The sequence below is a fragment of the Mesorhizobium sp. LSHC420B00 genome, from assembly GCF_000503055.1.
Lineage (GTDB): Bacteria > Pseudomonadota > Alphaproteobacteria > Rhizobiales > Rhizobiaceae > Mesorhizobium.
On record NZ_AYVY01000018.1, the window covers coordinates 70,545 to 89,162 of the forward strand.

An 18,618-nucleotide genomic window follows, 5' to 3' on the forward strand; every position below is an offset into this window, starting at 1 on the left:
CAGGAGTAAAAAAATGCTCGACCAGTCAAACGAACTCGCCGCCTGGGATCGCGATCACTTCTTCCATCCCTCGACCCATATGGGCACCCATGCGCGTGGCGAGAGCCCGACGCGTGTGATTGCCGGTGGCGAAGGCGTCACCATCTGGGACAATACCGGTAAGAAGAGCATCGACGCCTTCGCTGGGCTCTATTGCGTCAATGTCGGCTATGGCCGCCAGAAGATCGCCGACGCCATCGCCGCGCAGGCCAAGAACCTCGCCTATTACCATGCCTATGTCGGCCACGGCACCGAGGCTTCGATCACGCTTTCCAAGATGATCATCGACCGCGCGCCGCAAGGCATGTCGAGGGTCTATTTCGGCCTCTCCGGTTCCGACGCCAACGAAACCAACATCAAGCTGATCTGGTATTACAACAACGTGCTCGGCCGGCCGGAGAAGAAGAAGATCATCTCGCGCTGGCGCGGTTATCACGGCTCCGGCATCATGACCGGATCGCTGACCGGCCTCGACCTTTTCCACAACGCCTTCGACCTGCCGCGTGCGCCGGTCCTGCACACCGAGGCGCCCTACTATTTCCGCCGCGCCGACCGCTCGCTGAGCGAGGAGCAGTTTTCGCAATACTGCGCCGACAAGCTCGAGGAGATGATCCTGGCCGAAGGGCCGGAAACGGTCGCCGCCTTCATCGGCGAGCCGATCCTCGGCACCGGCGGCATCGTGCCGCCGCCGGCCGGCTACTGGGAGAAGATCCAGACGGTGCTGAAGAAGTACGACGTGCTGCTGGTTGCCGACGAGGTCGTCACCGGCTTTGGCAGGCTGGGCACCATGTTCGGCTCCGACCATTACGGCATCAAGCCCGACCTGATCACCATCGCCAAGGGCCTGACCTCAGCCTATGCGCCGCTCTCCGGCGTCATCGTCTCAGACAAAGTCTGGCAGGTGCTGGTGCAGGGTTCCGACAAGCTCGGCTCGCTCGGCCATGGCTGGACCTATTCGGCGCATCCGATCTGCGTGGCCGCCGGCGTCGCCAATTTGGAACTGATCGACGAGATGGATCTGGTCAGGAACGCCGGCGAGACTGGCGCCTATTTCCGCGCCGAGCTGACGAAAGCCGTCGGTGGCCACAAAAACGTCGGCGACGTGCGCGGCGACGGCATGCTGGCGGCAATCGAGTTCGTCGCCGACAAGAACGATCGCGTGTTCTTCGATGCCTCGCAGAAGATCGGTCCGCAGATCGCGACCGCGCTTGCGGCAAGCGGCGTCATTGGCCGCGCCATGCCGCAGGGCGACATTCTCGGTTTTGCGCCGCCGCTCTGCCTGACGCGGGAAGAGGCCGACATCGTCGTCTCCAAGACGGCCGATGCGGTGAAGAGCGTGTTTGCCAACATCTGAAGAACCGACATGCCAACATCTGAAGAACCGACATGAATGCCATGACCAAGACCATCCCCGCCACCATGGCCGCCGTGCAGTTGATCGGGCACGGCGGACCGGAAAAGCTCGTCTACCGCACCGACGTCAAAGTACCCTCGCCCGCCCCGGGTGAGGTGCTGGTCAAGGTCACCGCTTGCGGTATGAACAACACCGATGTCTGGGTGCGACAGGGCGCGTATGGCACTGAGGAGGATGCCGCCGCTGTGTCGACCTGGCGTCGACAGGGCAATACGCTGACCTTCCCGCGCATCCAGGGCACCGACACGGTCGGCAACATCGTTGCCGTCGGCGACGGCGTGTCGCCGGCTCGCATCGGCGAGCGGGTGATGGTCGATTTCTCCATCTACAATCGCGACGACGATTCATTGGCCGACATCGACTATATGGGCCATGGCCGCGACGGCGGCTATGCCGAATACCAGACAGTGCCTGCCGAGAACGCCCATGTCGTCGACACCGATCTTAGCGATGTCGAGCTCGCCACTTTCTGCTGCGCCTATCTCACCGGCGAGCAGATGCTGGAACGCGCCGCGTTGAAAGCCGGCGAGCGTGTGCTGGTCACCGGCGCCTCGGGCGGCGTGGGCTCCGGCATCGTGCAGCTGGCGCGGGCGCGCGGCGCCATTCCCTATGCAATTGCCGGCAAGGGCAAGGAACAGGCCGTGCGTGACATCGGCGCCGAGGCGGTGATCACACGTGGCGTTGCCGATCTGCCGGCCGCCGTCAGCGCGGCGACCGGGGGCCAGCCGATCGACGTCGTCGCCGATCTGGTCGGCGGCGCGATCTTCAACGACCTCCTGCGCATCTTGAGGCCGGAAGGCCGCTACACCACGGCTGGTGCAATTGCCGGCCCCGTCGTGCAGCTAGATCTGCGCACCATGTATCTGAAACAGCTGCAACTGCATGGCTCGAGCCAGGGCACACGGGCGGATTTCCGCCGCATCGTGCGCTACATCGAGGAGAAGAAGATCCGGCCGCTGGTCGGCGGCGTCTACAAGCTGTCTGATTTCCATCGCGCCCAAGCCGATTTCATCGCCAAGGATTTCGTTGGCAAGCTGGTCGTCGTGCCGGATGCGGTCGGCATCGCTAAATAGCGCGATCAGCTTGGCGATCGGACCTGCTTGACGGCAGCCTCGAGCGATCTTTCAAACGCGTCGATCACCTGGTCGACCTGCGGCTCGGTGATGATCAGCGGCGGGCAGAAAGCCAGCGCATCGCCCATATTGCGCGAGATGACGCCGTTCTGCTGCATGAAGCCGTTGACGAGCCCGCCCAGTTCACCGGTCTTCCCCCACGGCGCCTTGTTCGCCTTGTCGCCGACCAGTTCGACCGCCGCGATCAGGCCGATGCCGCGCACCTCGCCGACAAGCGGGTGCGAAGCGAGCGTGCGCAGCCGCTTCTGCATATGCGCGCCGACCGCACGCGCATTGCCGACAAGGTCGCGCTCCTCGATCAGCTTCAGGTTCTCGAGCGCGACCGCTGCCGCAACAGGATGGCCGCCGCCGGTGAAGCCGTGGCCGAAGGTGCCGATACGATTGCTTTCGTCGGCAATCGGCTGGAACACCTTGTCGTTGATCAGCAAGGCCGAGATCGGCAGATAGGACGAACAGATCTGCTTCGACAGCACCATGATGTCGGGCCTGATGCCGAAGGTCTGCGAGCCGAACATCTCACCTGTCCTGCCGAAGCCGCAGATCACCTCGTCGGCGACCAGCAGGATGTCGTATCTCGACAGCACCGCCTGGATCTTTTCCCAGTAGCCGGAAGGCGGAACAATGACGCCGCCAGCACCCATGATCGGTTCGCCGAAGAAGGCGGCGATGGTTTCCGGTCCTTCGGCCAGGATCAGCTTTTCCAGCTCGTCGGCGAGCCGGCTCGAAAACTGCTCTTCGTTTTCACCCGGCAGCGCCTCGCGCCAATAGTGCGGTGTCGAGGTATGCAGCACATTGGCGATCGGCAGATCGAACGAGATGTGGTTGTTGGGCAGTCCGGTCAGGCTCGCCGAGGCAATGGTGACGCCGTGATAGCCCTTCTTGCGGCTGATGATCTTCTTGCGCGCCGGCTGGCCGAGCGCATTCGACCGGTACCAGATCATCTTCATGGCCGTATCGTTGGCCTCGGAGCCGGAATTGGTGATACGCCTTGCTCATCGGCACCGGCGCCATCTGCACCAGTCTCTCGGCGAGATCGATCAGCGGCGAATGCGATTTGGAGCCGAAGTCGTGATAGTAAGGCAGCTTCGACATTTGCCGTACCGCCGCATCGACCAGCCGCCTCTCCGAAAAACCGACCGCGACGCTCCAAAGCCCGGCCATCGCCTCGATATAGCGGTTGCCGGCGAGGTCCTCGACATAGATGCCGTCGCCCTTCTCGATGACGAGCGGCCCTGCCTCCTGATGCTTGCGGGCGTTGGTGTAGCCATGCATGTGATAGCTTATGTCGCGGGCTTCGGGCGAATTCGGTCGTGCGTCCATGACGGCTCCTGTGCTGCACGCAGAAACAGTTCCGCCGCCGGTCCGGCTCGGCAGGTCCCCGTGCATTATGCGGTTTGATGCATCTTTCTCGAACGATATAGTGTCAAGCGCTTTCGACAGGGCCAGCGGATGGATGGACGCATGCAGAACTTCGGCTTGACCTGATCGTGGACCAAATCGACTGCATTGTCGCCGGCGCCGGCGTCGTTGGCCTGGCGATCGCGCGAGAGATGGCGAAGCGCGGCATCGACACGCTGGTGCTGGAAGCCGAGAGCGCCATCGGCACCGGAACAAGTGCGCGCAATTCCGAGGTCATCCACGCCGGCCTCCACTATCCACTTGGATCGCTGAAAGCCCGGTTCTGCGTGGCGGGCCGGGAAAAGCTCTATCGCTACTGCGACGAGTGTGCGATCCCGCATTTGCGCTGCGGCAAGCTCATCGTCGCCACAAATGCCGAACAGGAGCCGGTGCTCGCCTCGATCCGGGCCAATGCGCGCGCTTGCGGCGCCGGCGACCTGGCGCCCTTGAGCGAAGCCGAGGCACATGCGCTGGAACCCAGCCTCAAGTGCACGGCGGCGCTGCTGTCGCCGGCCACCGGGATCGTCGACAGCCATGCCCTGATGCTTGCCTTGCTGGCTGATGCCGAGGAGCACGGGGCGGCACTCAGCCTCAACACCCGCGTCGCCGCCGGCCGCATCGAAGCGGGCCGCGTCGTGCTCGACACGGTGGACGCTACCGGCGGCGAGCGCTTCGAGACCGCTACCACACGCTTCGTCAATGCGGCCGGGCTTAGCGCCGCAGCGCTTGCCCGCTCGCTTGAAGGGCTAGATCAGCAGTTCGTGCCAAAGCTCCATTACGCCAAAGGCAATTATTTTTCGGTGGCCGGCCGGGCGCCCTTCTCGCGGCTGATCTATCCAGTACCCGAACCAGGCGGACTCGGTGTTCATCTGACGCTCGATCTCGACGGCGTCACCCGCTTCGGGCCGGACGTCGAATGGACTGATCAACTCGACTATCGCGTCGATCCAGCTCGTGGCGAGCGCTTCTACAGCGAGATCCGCAAATACTGGCCGAACCTGGCCGATGGCAGCCTGCAGCCCGCCTATAGCGGCATCCGGCCAAAACTGTCCGGTCCCGGTGAGGCCAATGCCGACTTCGTCATCCAGGACGTGGCGGTGCATGGCGTGGACAGCCTGCTCAACCTGTTCGGCATCGAAAGCCCCGGCCTGACCTCCTGCCTGGCGATTGCCGATCATGTCGCGCAGCGCCTCGCGCCGAAGTTGTAGCGTGCGGCGCCCGCGCCACGATCTGAGGCGCATTGCGTGAACTTTCAGGCGCAAGTCGCCTAAGAGGCACATCGCGCACTTGCAGCCCGCTCCGCGCTCTGATTCCCTGCATTCTGGGCTGTTCTGATTCGCACTGCCCGGTTCAAAGTTTTCGCAGTGCGCCCGGGACAAGCTTCCAGCGACCACTCGGCGTATCCAGGGAGAACGGCAATGAACACCGCGACGAGGCCGGTAATCTCGGAGATGAGGCCTAAGATCACCGTCGTCGGGGTCGGCGGCGGCGGCGGCAACGCCGTCAACAACATGATCGCCGAAGGCCTGCAGGGCGCGGAATTCATCGTCGCCAACACCGATGCCCAGGCCCTTGCCATGTCGAAGGCAACGAGGCTGATCCAGTTGGGCGCTCATATCACCGAAGGTCTGGGCGCCGGGTCCCTGCCCGAGGTCGGCCGTGCCGCGGCCGTGGAATCCATCGACGAGATCATGGATCACCTTGCTGGAACGCATATGTGCTTCGTGACCGCCGGCATGGGAGGTGGAACCGGAACAGGTGCCGCGCCTGTTATAGCGCAGGCAGCGCGGGCAGCTGGAATACTGACCGTCGCCGTCGTCACCAAGCCATTCGTCTTCGAAGGCAGGCGCCGCATGCACGCTGCCGATGACGGCATCGAGCGCCTGCGCGAAAGCGCCGATACCGTCATCGTCATCCCCAACCAGAACCTGTTCAGGATCGCCGACGCCAGAACCACGTTCGCCGACGCATTCGCCATGGCCGACCGGGTTCTCTATGCAGGTGTCGGCTGCATCACCGATCTGATCGTCAAGGAAGGGCTGATCAATCTCGACTTCGCCGATGTGAAGTCGGTGATGCGCGACATGGGTCGCGCCATGATGGGAACCGGCGAGGCCGCCGGAGAAGGCCGTGCCAAGAAGGCGGCGGAAGCGGCAATCGCCAACCCGCTGCTCGACGAAGCTTCGATGATGGGCGCCAAGGGCGTCCTTGTCTCGATATCGGGCGGCATGGACATGACGCTGTTCGAGGTCGATGAAGCGGCTACCCGCATCCGCGAGGAGGTCGACAACGATGCCGACATCATCGTCGGCGCCATCTTCGACAAGGCACTCGCCGGAAAATTCAGGGTGTCGGTCGTCGCGACCGGCTTGCGGCGTGGCCTGGAGATTCCACTGCTGGCGGAACCGGAAGTTCGAATGAACTGAACGCGTATCGCGTGCGGCTCGCTCAGCTGATTGCCAGCCTCTCCTCACCAGGGCCGCGTGCCATCGATGACTTCCATGGCGCGTGCAGCAAAACGGCCGGCCAGCGGCGACACGTCGGCCGCATCGGCCGCAACCGCGCTGCCGGCCATCACGCGGTCGGCGATGCCGACGAAAATCACGGCAAAGCGGAACATGGCAAACACCAGATGGAAGTGCTGCAGCGGCGCCGTCAGCACTGCGTAGGCAAAGTAATGATCGAGGAATTCGCGCTGTGTCGGAATGCCGAGCGCTGCCTGATCGAGGCCGAGGATGCCGCCATATTCGTCAGGCGAGGAATGCCAGGGCATCGAGCAGAAGCCGAGATCGGCAAGCGGATGGCCAAGGGTCGATAAAGTCGCCATGCGCGATCGAGACGTGGCCGTCATCTGGCGGAAGATGTCGCGGCAGCCATTCGGCGACGGCTTCGAGCGCGGTGATGCGCTCGCTCGGCGATTCCCGCAACTGTCTGGTCCAGCGCGCGATCTGTCGTTCAAAATAGTTCCCGGGACGGCCATAATCGCCGAGCCCGACCTCTTCCGGCCGGACTGCGTGCAGTTTTGCCAGCGCCTCGGCCATGCCAAAATAGATGCCGCGCCGCTCGTCCGGCGCCAGTCCCGGCAACGAGCCATCGTGGAACACCCGGCCGTCGAGCCGCTGCATCAGGTAGAATGGCGTGCCGAGCGGCTCGTCGCCGTCGTGAAAGAGCACCGGCCGCGGCACCGGCACCTCTGTCGCCGCTAGCGCTTCGATCACCCTGTATTCGCGATCGACGGCATGAGCGCCGCGCAGGATCGGTCCCGGAGGTTTCTTGCGCAGCACCATGCGGCGGCCGCCGTAGTCGACGAAATAGGTCGGGTTGGATTGGCCGCCGACGATCCGCTCAAGCGACATCTGGCCATCGCCAAAATGCGCTCTCAGAAAATCCTCTGGCAGCCGCGGCCGGAACGGACGAACCGAGCAACAGCCAGGACACGATTCCAAGCGCCAGGGAGAAACGCAAATTCCGAGTAGTTTTCGGCATCTCGTCCACAGAATTTCTCCTCCTCTGTCAACAGTCTACCAAATCTCCCAGTAGAACATTACCAAAAAATCAACGCTCTCACCATTTTCGATATTCTGTGGACTGGAAACTGACCTCCCTCTTCTTCTATCTTGAACCTGCTGGCGGCATATCGTATCGCATCAGATCAATTCGATGATAGCACAGCCATAGCCGTCCAGGGTCAGCACTCCGGAGACAGGCCTTTTGCCGTCGAGCAGGTTGCTGCCGGCGGGAACGCCGCTTACCGCAACCGGCGTGTCCTTGATGTTTTGCATGAACAGAAGCTGGCGTTCATCATTCTCGCGCATCGTCACCTCGACGCCGTCCGGCAGATCCGGAACCAGAGGCTCCACGTTCGCGTCGGCGAAAGTGCGGGTTGCGAGCTGAGCCGTCAGTTCCGGAGTCAGGTAGGTGCCGACATAGAGCACACGGCCCTTGCCGACGGCGCGGGAAGTGATTGCAGGCGCTCCCACCGCGTAGCGGTTCGACCAAACCCCGATAATTTCGACTTCCGGTTCGACTGCGAGGTTCTCATAGAAATAACCGGCATCGAACTCGTGGTTGCCGAAGGTATAACGACGGATGCGGCGGCTGGATTCGGCCGGTCTGTCAGGGGGAATGACGAGCCCGCCGGAGCGCGACATGGTGTTGAACAGGCCATTGGCCCCAGGTGCCGCCAGCCGCCCGAAATCCTCGACGCGAACACCGGTCAGCTTCGACAGCGACCGGCCCGGCGCTGTCTCGCGGATGACGTGGTTGTTTTCGTCGCGGGTTCCCGTGCGCGCGCCAACGATGACGGTACCGCCATTTTCGGCAAAGACTTGCAGCCGCTCGGTCCAGCTGTCCTTCCAGATCACCCAATGCGGCACGTAGAACACCTTGAGCTTCGACAGATCGTCTTCCGGGTGGATGAAGCCGCAGGCGATGCCGCGGTCATAGCAATACTGATGCAGCAAGGTTGCGTCGTCCTGCGGGCTTGGCAAGCCGATCGGGAAGGTTTTGTGGGCTTCCTGATTGTCGAAGTCCGAGCCGGCGATGCCGACATCCATCCGCACATGGGTGCCTAGGATCTTGTCTTTAAGCGCCATCATCTCGGTGGCGAACTGCCTCGCTTCGTCATAGCGGCGGCGAGCGACATCATCGTGATCGATGATGCCCATCCAGTATATCTCGGCGCCGAAATGCGCGGGACGCCAGCGGAAGAACATGATGCCATCGGCGCCACGCGCAACCGACGACATCGCCATGCGTCGCATTTCGCCCGGCTCCGGCGTCAGCGTGCAGAAGCCCGGCTGGGCGCCAAAACCCGACTGTTGTTCCGGCACTATGTAGTTGCCGGAAAATCCCCTGCAGATGTCGAGATGCAGTGCCTGGATCTTGGCGTGGTTGCCGAGGCGAAAGAACTCGTCATAGAGGAACGGGTAGATATCGTAGCCGACAAAGTCGAGATCGGTGGAGAACTGGCCTCGAAAATCGATATCGCGCAATCCGCCGAGATTGTGGAAGATGAACCAACCGGCATTCGTGGCTCTCAGGATCTCGACCTGGTCGTGCTGGAACCGTGCTGTCGAAAACGCGAGAAAACGGTGGTAGTCCTGGAGGTGACCGGGACCGGGAAAGGACGGGGAAAAATCCAGCGGGAAGACAATTTCCCTGAAATCGCCGTAAGCCGTCGCCCAGAAATCGCCACCCCAGGCGAAGTTCAGCCTGTCTATCGTCTTGTAGGTTTCCTGGAGATAAGCCTGGAATTCCTTCAATGCCGACGGCGAATAGGATTCCGGCATGCTGGTGTTGAGTTCGTTGTCGGTCTGCCAGCCTATGACATTTGCATTGTCGCGGTAGTGGTCCGCCATCGCCCTGGTAATCTTGCGGCTATAGTCGCGAAACACCGGGCTGCTGGTGTCGGCATACTGGCGCGAGCCGTGGCCCATCGACCGGCCATTTCCATCAAGCCGCAGGATTTCCGGATGCTTTGCGGTCAGCCAGCGCGGCGGGGTGGCGGTCGGCGTGCACAGGATCGTGTTGACGCCGCGACGCGCGAGGCCCTCGATTGCCCGGTCGAACAGGTCGAAATCGAAGGTGCCTTCACGCGGTTCGAAAATGTGCCAGGCGAATTCGCCGAGGCGGGCGACGTTGAAGCCGGCCTCGGCCATGCGCCTGGCGTCATTGTCCCAGTAACTCTCGTCCACATGCTCGGGGTAATGCGGCGCGCCGACCAGAAAGCGGTCGGTCTGGATCGTCCGCCAGACCGACAGGGCGCGGCCGTTTGAAGTCTTGTTCACGAAGGATACTCCTGCAGGTCAGTCGGTGATGGTGGGTTTACGGGCACTGATGGTCCGCTCATCGACAGAGGAAAAGAGATAGACGTCACGCGGCTCGACCTTTAAGCCGACGGTCGCGTCGGCAGAGACAGCGCTCGCATGGCCGATCTGGACGGTGACGTTGCCGCTGCCGCTTTCAGAACTGACGCATTGCAGCGGGCCGGCGTCGGCATAGAGGATGGTCTCGCGGCCGAGATGCTCGACCAGCCGCACCCGTCCTGCAAAACTCGCTGTCCCTTCCGCGGCCAGGCTGATGCTCTCCGGCCGAATCCCCATTGTCACCCTATCGCCGACCTGTACGGATGCCGCTTCCGTCAGTTCGACAGCCAAAGGAGAAAGACCGGCGGTCGACAGCGTGGCGGCGCCGCCGGAGACAGCGGCGACGGTCACTTCGAAAAAATTCATTCGGGGTGCGCCGAGGAAGCCCGCGACGAAGAGATTGGCCGGATTGCGGTAGAGTTCGAGCGGAGCGCCCACCTGCTCGACCGAGCCGCGATTGAGCACGACGATACGGCTCGCCATTGTCATCGCCTCGGTCTGGTCGTGCGTGACATAGACCATGGTGGCGCCGAGCCTGGCGTGCAGATCGGAAAGCTCGACGCGCATCTGCGTGCGCAGCGCTGCGTCAAGGTTGGATAGCGGTTCGTCGAACAGGAACACGTCGGGCGAGCGGGTTATGGCACGGCCAATCGCCACACGCTGACGCTGGCCGCCGGAAAGCTGTTTCGGCCGCTTGTCGAGCTGGTCGGTAATGCGAAGGATCTTGGCGGCTCGCAGCACGGCGGCATCGATCTCGGCCTTGGGGCGATGCGCCATGCGCAGGCCGAAACCCATGTTCTCGGCGACGGTCATATGCGGGTAAAGCGCATAAGACTGAAAAACCATGGCAATGCCGCGCTCACCCGGCTCGGTGGTGGTGACATCACGGTTGTTGATGAGAATTTCACCGGTCGAAACGGTTTCAAGCCCGGCAATGATCTTCAACAGCGTTGACTTGCCACAACCGGACGGCCCGACGGTGACAATGAACTCGCCCTGTTCGACGCTGAGATCAATGCCGCGCAGTGCATGATAGGTGCCATAATTCTTTTGTATCTGCCGGAGTTCAAGACTGGTCATGGAGCCCTGCTTGCAAAATCGGTTTCGAATCGGATGGGCGACGCCTTGAAGCCATGGTCGTTCATCCCTTGACCGCTCCCATTGTGAGGCCGGTGATGAAGTGCTTCTGCATAAGGAAGAACATGGCGACTGGTGGCAAAGCCACGACGATGGTTCCAGCCGAGATCAAGTTCCAGGCCGAGATCCATTCGCCGCGCAGATTGGCAAGGCCGGCGGTGACCGGTTTTACGGTATCGCTGATGGTGAGCACGACCGCCCAGAAATAATCGTTCCAGATGAAGGTGAAGAGCAGGATGGCAAGCGCCGCGAGAGCCGGCCGTACCAGTGGGACGACGACGTGTACCAATGTCTGAAACGGTGTCGCGCCCTCGGCCCTGGCTGCCTGAAACAGCTCTCCCGGCAAGGCGGCGATGAAGTTGCGCATGAACAGTGTTGCAAACCCGGTCTGGAAGGCGATGTGGAAGATGATCAGGGCCGACATCGTGTCGTAGAGGTTGAGCCGCACCATGAGATCGCGGACCGGGATCATCATGATCTGGTGCGGCAGGAAGTTTCCGCCGACGAACAGGGCGAAGACGAGCATGTTGCCGCGAAATCGGTAACGGGCGAGCACGAACCCGGCGAGCGTGCTCAAGATGAGAACGCCGATCACCGAGGGGATGGTGATCGTCAGGCTGTTGAGGAAGTAGCGGGCCATCGGCGTCTGGGTGAAGACTGCCGTGTAGTTGTCGACCAGGCCGAATTGGGTCGGCCAGCCCCACAGATTGCCGCCCATGACATCCTGCGTAGAGCGGAACGAGGTAAGAATGATGGCAAAGAGCGGCGCCAGCCAGACAATCAGGATGCCGACCACCAGCACGACATAGAGGCGACGCTGCCAAATAGCAGTTTCGGGAATCGGGCGGGGAAACATCAGCCGCCCCTTTCATCGGCGCGGATCATCCGCGTCAGGTACCAGGCGATGAAGACCGCCATGATCACGAACAGCACCGAGGCAATGGCCGCGCCATAGCCGAAGCGGTAGGAAAAGATGGACTGCTCGAACATCTGATAGGCAAGCACCTCGGACGAACCGAAGGGGCCGCCGCTGGTCATCACCGAGACCATGTCGAAGGAACGCAGTGCGCCGACGACGGTGACAGCGATGGCGATAAAGGTGACCTGTGTCAGCTGCGGCAACACGATGTGGCGCAGCATGTTCCAGCCCCTGGCGCCGTCGACCCGCCCGGCGCCGATCAGGTCCTCGCTGAGATTGTTGAGGCCGGCGAGATAGAGCACCATGCAGAAGGCGATCTGCGGCCACAACGCTGCGATCACGACGGCGAAGGTGACGAAGTTTTCATCCGACAGCACTGCCGGGGCGGTCGCGCCGAAGGTGCGGAAGATCAGGGCGAGAAGTCCGAATTCCGGCGTATAGACCCAGGTGAAGACAACGCCGACGGCAACCGAAGCCAGCACCAGCGGAATGAAGAACAGCGACTTGAGCAGGCGCATGCCGCGGATTTTCTGGCTGACGAGCAGCGCGATGGCGAGGCCGAGCGGCGGCGCCAGCATGAACATCACCAGCCAGATCAGATTGTTCTTCAGCGAAACATAGAACTGCGGGTCGGCGAACAATTCGCGGTAGTTGCCAAGGCCGATCCAGACCATCGGGCTGAAGCCGTCCCATTCGTGCAGGCTGATCCATAGGCTCTCGACCGCAGAGGCCAGAATGACGACGGAAAACAGCACAGCAGCGGGCAGGATCAGAAGTGTCGGTGTCAGCCACCAGCGATGGCGGCGCCAAAGCTTCGTCATTTTGGGAGACCTCATTCACCGGAACGCATCGGGGAGCGGGCAAGACCCCGCTCCCCTCGGCTGGGAGGCGCTAGATCTTGAAGATCCGGCGACGGGTTCCCTCGAGTCGCTGAAGAATGGCATCCCGGCGCTCCGGCTTGGCCATGAATTCCTGGAAACCGACCAGACCCGCCTGGGCCATGTCGGGATCGGTGTCGCGGTCGTAATATTGCGACGTGCCGGCCACCGTCTTGAGGCTTTCCACAGCCGCGTTGACCAGCGGGTCCTTGCTGGCTGGAAGGTCGTTGCGCGGCGGAACGTTGCCGCCAGGTTCCAGATAGGGGCCGAAATTTTCCGGCTGGTAAAAGAAGGCGAGGAACTCGCGGGCACCCGCCTTGTTCTTGGCGTTGGCCGGGATGTGTACCGAATTGACCGAGAATTCTTCGTAGCGGTCGAGGGCGGCGTCAATCTTCGGGAAAGGCGCGAATGTCAGCTGCTCGAGATCCTGCTCAGGGAAAGTAGCCTTCACGAAGGCACCGAGGTTCATCATGCCGGCCTTCTTCTGGGCGAGGAAGGCGCCGGCCTCCTGCCAGCCGAACGAGGTTTGATCCGGCGTGAAGAAACCCTGCCTGATCAGCTCCTCCCAGTGGTCGAAAACAGGCTTCAGCGCCGGGTCGGTATAGGCCATCTTGCCGTTCATCAAGGCGAAGTGCTTGTCGAGACCATTGATGCGCAGGTTCATCTGATCGAACCATCCGGCCGCCGGCCAGAGTTCCTTGGTGCCGATGCTGACGGGGATTAGGCCGGCGGCCTTGGATTTCTGGCCGTAAGCGAGGAATTCGTCCCAGGTCGCCGGTACCGTAAGTCCGTGCTCGGCAAAGACGTCCTTGCGATAGAACATGCCCCACATCGTGCCGCCGGTCGGCAGTCCATACTGCTTGCCGTCGACCGTGACGGCACCGGTCGTAGCACCCAGCACGTCCTTGTATTTTTCCTTCTCGAACAGATCCGAAATGTCGTCGAACAGGCCGCGGTTGACGAAGGCACGCATGCGGTTTCCGGAGAACCAGAAGCAGACATCCGGCGCGCCGGCCACAAGGTAGTTGCGGATCGCGGTCTTGTGGGCCTCGTGATCCATGTTGTTGATCACAACTTTGGTGCCTGACTGCTTCTCGAAATCGGCCGCGATGCGCCGCAAAATCTGCAGGGCATCGGCATTGTTTTCATCTGAAATGATGGTGACTTCGCTCGACTGGCTGAGTGCCGGCATTGGAAAGCCCGTGAGCACCGCGGCGGAAACGCCACCGGCTCCCTTAAGGAAATTGCGCCGCGTCGACGGCTTTTCGATCCACTTGAACGTCATTGTCACTCCTCCCTTGTTGTTAATTCTGCCCGGCATCGCGGCCGACGCGGTCGTCCCCCTCACCCGGCGCTGTGCGAACCCGACAACGCATCTCCCGGGCAAGACAACATGCTTGCCCGCTCCTTCAGAGCGCGGTGGCTGCCGGTATGAACCGGATTATTTTCGTTAACCCCGGTTCGGGTGTTGAACAGTTGGGCAAACTTACGCATATGTTTGATCGAGAGGCAATAATTAATTTACAAAATTAAGGAATAAATCCGTGAAGCTCAAGGGTGACCCGAGCACGACCCGGGCGATGAACCGGAGACTGATCCTCAATCTCTTGCGGCAGGAGGGTCCGCGCAGCCGGGCCGACATAGCGTCCGTTACCGGCCTCAGTCCGGCGGCCGTCACCTTCGTCGTGGCGGACCTCATCGAGGATGGCCTGCTGATCGAGGGCAAGACAGTCGTGGGCTCGGCCGGGCGCCGCCCTATCCCGGTGGATATCAACTACGCAAACGGCCTCGCCATAGGTTTCAAGCTGATGGTCGGGTCGGTCGAATGCGTGGTCACCGATCTTGCGACCAATCCGCTGGGTTCCATGCGCGTCAAGCTCTCGGACAGCGATCCCGACCGTATTACAAAGGCGTTGGCCAAGGCGGTGCCGGAGCTGATTGCGATTGTCGATCGGCCCGGCGCCAAGCTTGCCGGGATCGGCGTTTCAATGCCTGGCGTTATAGACAACCAGAAGGCCGTGTGTATCCGCAGCAATCGCTATAACTGGGACAACGTTCCCCTTGGCCCGATGCTGGCCGAACGGGTGGACGTCCCCGTGTGGCTTGAGGACGACACCAATGCCTACGCCATTGCCCAGCAACTCTTCGGCCTCGGACGCCAGCACCGCAATATGGCGGTGCTGGCGATCGGCGTCGGGATCGGCTGTGCGCTCGTCTTCGAAGGCAAACTCTATCGCGGTGCGAACGGTGCTGCCGGCAAATTCGGTCACACCTCCTATGAGGAGAACGGCCGCCTTTGCGAGTGCGGAAAACGCGGCTGCCTGATGGCCTATTACGCCGAGCCGGCGATCCTGCGCACATGGCGCGAAGCCACCGGGCACGACGAAGCGGATTGCAAAGCGACCCTTATGGAAGCCTTGGCAGACCGCGAACCGCGAGCCGTCGCCATTCTCGAAGAAGCCGGACGTGGCATCGGCCGGCATCTCGCCAATCTTGTCAACATCACCGACCCGGAGGTCATTGTTGTCGGCGGTGAAGCGGTATCGTTTGGCGACGCGCTGTTTGGCCCGATGCGGGTGATGCTCGGGCAAAACACCTTTCGACAAGCACCGCCAATGCTGCTGGACTGGGAGGACAATTCCTGGGCAAGAGGGGCGGCTGCACTGGTGACGCAGAAGCTCTTCGATTTCGAGACATCGGCCGGCAACGCCGCGCCGCTTTCAAAGCGGGCTTTATGGTCGGCATAGGCGAGTGAAATAGACAGCCCTGCGCCTCAGGCCGCCCGAACGCTGCGCGCTCCGCGCGTCCAGGCCGGCAGCCAATCGCCATGCGCAACCAGCAAATCATCGACCAGCGACCATATCTGGTCGAGGTCGAGCTCAGCCGCCGTGTGCGGGTCCATCATCGCCGCGTGATAGATGTGCTCGCGGTTCTCGGTCATCAGCGCCTGGACCGTCAGCTCCTGGACGTTGATATTGGTGCGGATTAGCGCAGTAAGCTGCACCGGCAGGTCGCCGATGAAGGTGGGTTGAATGCCGGAGGCGTCGACGAGGCACGGCACCTCGGCCGCGCAATTATATGGCAATGACGTGATGCAGCCATTGTTGCGGACATTGCCGTAGATCACCGACGGCTCGCCGGTCCAGACCGAATTCATGATCGAGGACGCATATTCCTTCGACTGCTCCACTTCGATCTTGTCAGCCGAGCGATAGGCTTCCGCTTGCCCCTTCCAGCGTTCGATCTGCTCGATGCAGCGCTTCGGATACTCGTCGAGCGGGATACCGAATTTCTCGATCAGATCTTCGCGCCCGTCCTTGATGAAATAGGGCGTGTATTCCGCGAAATGTTCGGAGCTTTCAGTGACGAAGTAACCGAGGCGCTTCAGCATCTCGTAGCGCACCTTGTTCGGGCAGCGCGGGTTCCACCCCGGCTTCGGCGCCCGCCCTTCGCTATAGGCGCGCAGCAGATCCGGATAGAGGTTGCGATAGGTGCCGTCCGGCTGGCGATGCTCGAACTTCAGGTAGAAGGCCATGTGATTGATGCCGGCCGAGCGATAGCGAATCTCCTCGTAGGGAATGTCGAGATCATGCGCCAGCTCCATTGCCGTGCCTTGCACCGAATGGCAGAGGCCGACCTGCTTGATGTCGGGGTATTTCTCCGCGATCGCCCAGGTGTTGATCGCCATCGGGTTGACATATTGCAGCATGATAGCCTGCGGGCAGACCGCGAGCATGTCTTCGCAGATCTTCCACAGATGCGGCACGGTTCTCAAGCCTCGCATGATGCCGCCGACGCCGAGCGTATCGGCGATGGTCTGGCGCAGCCCGTATTTCTTCGGAACTTCGAAGTCGGTGACCGTGCAGGGCTCGTAGCCGCCGATCTGGAAGGCGACGACGACGAAATCGGCGCCCGCCAGCGCCTTGCGCTGGTCCGAATAGGTTTCGGCTTTGGCCTTTACGCCAAGCGTCGAGATCAACTTGCCAACGACGATTGCACTTTCTTCAAGTCTTTGCGGATTGATGTCCATCAGTGCGATCGTCGCGCCGGATAAAGCCGGACGCTGCAATATGTCACCAACGATGTTCCTCATGAACACCGTCGAGCCAGCTCCGATGAAAGCGACCTTGGGATTTCTTGCCACAATAACCTCCGGCATAACAATCAGGCTACCTCGAAAGCGGCTTTGACCAGCCGTTCGGTATAAGCGGTTTTGGGATGGGACAGGACTTCGTCGACAGGCCCCTCTTCGACGATCCGGCCGTGCTGCATGACGATGACGCGATGGCACAGCGCCCGCACGACTTTGAGATCGTGCGAGATGAAGATGTAGCTCAGGCCCCGTTCGCGCTGCAGCTTGCGCAGCAGTTCGATGATCTGCGCCTGGACCGAGAGATCCAGCGCCGATGTCGGCTCGTCGAGTACGATGAATTCCGGTTCGAGCGCGACGGCGCGGGCAATCGCAATACGCTGGCGCTGGCCGCCGGAAAACTCGTGCGGGAAGCGCGACAGGATATCGCCCGGCATGCCGGCGCTGATCAGTGCCTCGCGCACCCGCTCGATCCGATCGTTCCTCGTGGCGCCGATGCGGTTGACGACAAGCCCTTCCTCGATGATCTGGCCGATCGTCATGCGCGGGTTGAGCGACGAGAACGGGTCCTGGAAGACGACCTGCATGCGCGACCGCAGCGGCCGCATCTGCGCCCGCGAACAGCCATGGATCGGCTGGCCATCGAAATAGATCTCGCCGCTGTCCGTGGTGTTGAGCCTGAGCAACGCCTCGCCGAACGTGGTCTTGCCCGATCCGGATTCGCCGACGAGGCCCAGCGTCTCGTGCCGCCGGAGGGTCAGGCTGAGGCTGTCGACGGCGACAAGTTCGCGCAGATCCGGCTTCATGAACGTGCCGTGCCGCAGCATGAAGGAGACGCGCACACCCTTGGCCTCAAGAATGACGTCGGCGCCTTCCGGCAACGGATTTGCCTGGCCGCGCGGCTCGGAGGCAAGCAGGTGGCCTGTGTAGGGATGCTGCGGATTGGCGAACAGCTTCTCCGTCACATTGTGCTCGCGCATCTCCCCATGCTGCATGACGTAGACATAGTCGGAGAACTGCCGCACCACGGTCAGGTCGTGCGTGATCAGGATCACCGCCATGCGCAGTTTCTTCTGCAGGTTGCGGATGAGATTGAGGATTTGCGCCTGAACCGTCACGTCGAGCGCCGTCGTCGGCTCATCGGCGATCAGCACGTCCGGATCGTTGGCCAGCGCCATGGCGATCATCACACGCTGGCGCTGACCGCCGGAAAGCTGGTGCGGATACTGCTTCAGCCGCGCCTGGGGCTCAGGAATTTGCACCTGCTGCAGCAGCTCGAGCGCCCTTGCCTCGGCCTGCCTGCGGCTCATCTTGCGATGCACCCGTATCGCCTCGACGATCTGGCTGCCGATCGTGTAGATCGGGTTGAGCGAACTCATCGGCTCCTGGAAGATCATCGAGATGCGGTCGCCGCGCAGTTTGCGCCGGGCACGCTCGGAAAATTTCAGGATGTTCGCCCCATTGTATTCGACGGTCGATTTCGGCGACACGACCGCACGCTTCGACAACAGTCCCATGACGGTGCGCGCCGTCACCGACTTGCCCGATCCGGACTCGCCGACAATGGCGATCGTCTCGCCGCGATAGAGCTGGAAGGAGATGTCCTTGACCGCTTCCACCATGCCGTGCTCGACCTTGAAATCGACGGCGATGTTGCGGGCATCGATGACCGGGTTTTCCGAACGTCCATCATGGTCGAGCCGGACAGGCGGTGCGAAAGATTTGACGAGCGCGTGTTGCATC

At 61.8% G+C, this 18,618-nt stretch carries 14 protein-coding genes and 1 pseudogene; 5 read left to right on the forward strand and 10 right to left on the reverse strand.

Translation table 11 applies throughout. The features are described 5' to 3' along the window. Positions 1-13 precede the first annotated feature (13 nt). Both X760_RS61880 and X760_RS61885 read left to right on the forward strand, forming a co-directional pair. Positions 14-1,393, forward strand: coding sequence for an aspartate aminotransferase family protein (locus X760_RS61880; RefSeq protein WP_023720660.1), 1,380 nt, complete (start codon positions 14-16; stop codon positions 1,391-1,393). A gap of 32 nt (positions 1,394-1,425) precedes the next feature. Continuing rightward, positions 1,426-2,526: an alcohol dehydrogenase family protein gene (locus tag X760_RS61885; RefSeq protein WP_023720661.1), complete on the forward strand. Its 1,101-nt coding sequence runs from the start codon at positions 1,426-1,428 to the stop codon at positions 2,524-2,526. 5 nt (positions 2,527-2,531) lie between these two features. Here the strand turns inward: X760_RS61885 and X760_RS61890 are convergent. Continuing rightward, positions 2,532-3,906: pseudogene (locus X760_RS61890) on the reverse strand (aspartate aminotransferase family protein). 167 nt (positions 3,907-4,073) lie between these two features. Between X760_RS61890 and X760_RS61895 the strand changes: the two are divergent. Then, positions 4,074-5,192 carry an NAD(P)/FAD-dependent oxidoreductase gene (locus X760_RS61895; RefSeq protein WP_023720664.1) on the forward strand — a complete coding sequence of 373 codons (1,119 nt, stop codon included), beginning with the start codon at positions 4,074-4,076 and terminating at the stop codon, positions 5,190-5,192. Between the two features lie 210 nt (positions 5,193-5,402). Then, positions 5,403-6,410 (forward strand): cell division protein FtsZ, encoded by a 1,008-nt coding sequence (gene ftsZ / locus X760_RS61900; RefSeq protein ID WP_023720665.1) that lies wholly within the window; start codon positions 5,403-5,405, stop codon positions 6,408-6,410. Positions 6,411-6,454: 44 nt separating this feature from the next. Here the strand turns inward: ftsZ and X760_RS78070 are convergent, their stop codons facing one another. From X760_RS78070 to X760_RS61930, 7 genes are all read right to left on the reverse strand, one after another. Continuing rightward, the gene (locus tag X760_RS78070; protein ID WP_023720666.1) at positions 6,455-6,757 is read right to left on the reverse strand and encodes a hypothetical protein; all 303 of its coding nucleotides are present in this window, start codon (positions 6,755-6,757) and stop codon (positions 6,455-6,457) included. Further along, the gene (locus X760_RS61905; RefSeq protein WP_023720667.1) at positions 6,735-7,340 is read right to left on the reverse strand and encodes a phosphotransferase family protein; all 606 of its coding nucleotides are present in this window, start codon (positions 7,338-7,340) and stop codon (positions 6,735-6,737) included. The genes X760_RS78070 and X760_RS61905 overlap by 23 nt, the downstream gene beginning before the upstream one ends. A gap of 291 nt (positions 7,341-7,631) precedes the next feature. Next, positions 7,632-9,773, reverse strand: coding sequence for a beta-galactosidase (locus X760_RS61910; protein WP_023720668.1), 2,142 nt, complete (start codon positions 9,771-9,773; stop codon positions 7,632-7,634). An 18-nt stretch (positions 9,774-9,791) separates the two neighbouring features. Beyond that, entirely contained in the window at positions 9,792-10,931 is a 1,140-nt protein-coding gene (locus X760_RS61915; protein WP_023720669.1) for an ABC transporter ATP-binding protein, read from the reverse strand. 61 nt (positions 10,932-10,992) lie between these two features. Continuing rightward, a complete protein-coding gene (locus X760_RS61920) occupies positions 10,993-11,844 on the reverse strand; it encodes a carbohydrate ABC transporter permease (RefSeq protein WP_023720670.1) in 852 nt (283 codons plus the stop codon). Then, on the reverse strand, positions 11,844-12,728 hold the full coding sequence (locus X760_RS61925) for a sugar ABC transporter permease (protein ID WP_023720671.1): 885 nt from the start codon (positions 12,726-12,728) through the stop codon (positions 11,844-11,846). Before X760_RS61925 ends, X760_RS61920 begins: the two co-directional genes overlap by 1 nt. 70 nt (positions 12,729-12,798) lie before the next feature. Then, complete coding sequence (locus X760_RS61930) at positions 12,799-14,070, reverse strand: ABC transporter substrate-binding protein (RefSeq protein WP_023720672.1); 1,272 nt, start codon at positions 14,068-14,070, stop codon at positions 12,799-12,801. Between the two features lie 259 nt (positions 14,071-14,329). Here X760_RS61930 and X760_RS61935 point away from each other — a divergent pair, with 259 nt between their 5' ends. Beyond that, positions 14,330-15,532 carry an ROK family transcriptional regulator gene (locus X760_RS61935; RefSeq protein WP_023720673.1) on the forward strand — a complete coding sequence of 401 codons (1,203 nt, stop codon included), beginning with the start codon at positions 14,330-14,332 and terminating at the stop codon, positions 15,530-15,532. A gap of 26 nt (positions 15,533-15,558) precedes the next feature. On the opposite strand, the gene X760_RS61940 is transcribed toward X760_RS61935, so the two are convergent. Both X760_RS61940 and X760_RS61945 read right to left on the reverse strand, forming a co-directional pair. Beyond that, positions 15,559-16,929 (reverse strand): alpha-glucosidase/alpha-galactosidase, encoded by a 1,371-nt coding sequence (locus tag X760_RS61940; protein WP_031194483.1) that lies wholly within the window; start codon positions 16,927-16,929, stop codon positions 15,559-15,561. A gap of 20 nt (positions 16,930-16,949) precedes the next feature. Then, entirely contained in the window at positions 16,950-18,617 is a 1,668-nt protein-coding gene (locus X760_RS61945) for an ABC transporter ATP-binding protein (RefSeq protein ID WP_031194484.1), read from the reverse strand. Between the last annotated feature and the right edge of the window lies 1 nt (position 18,618).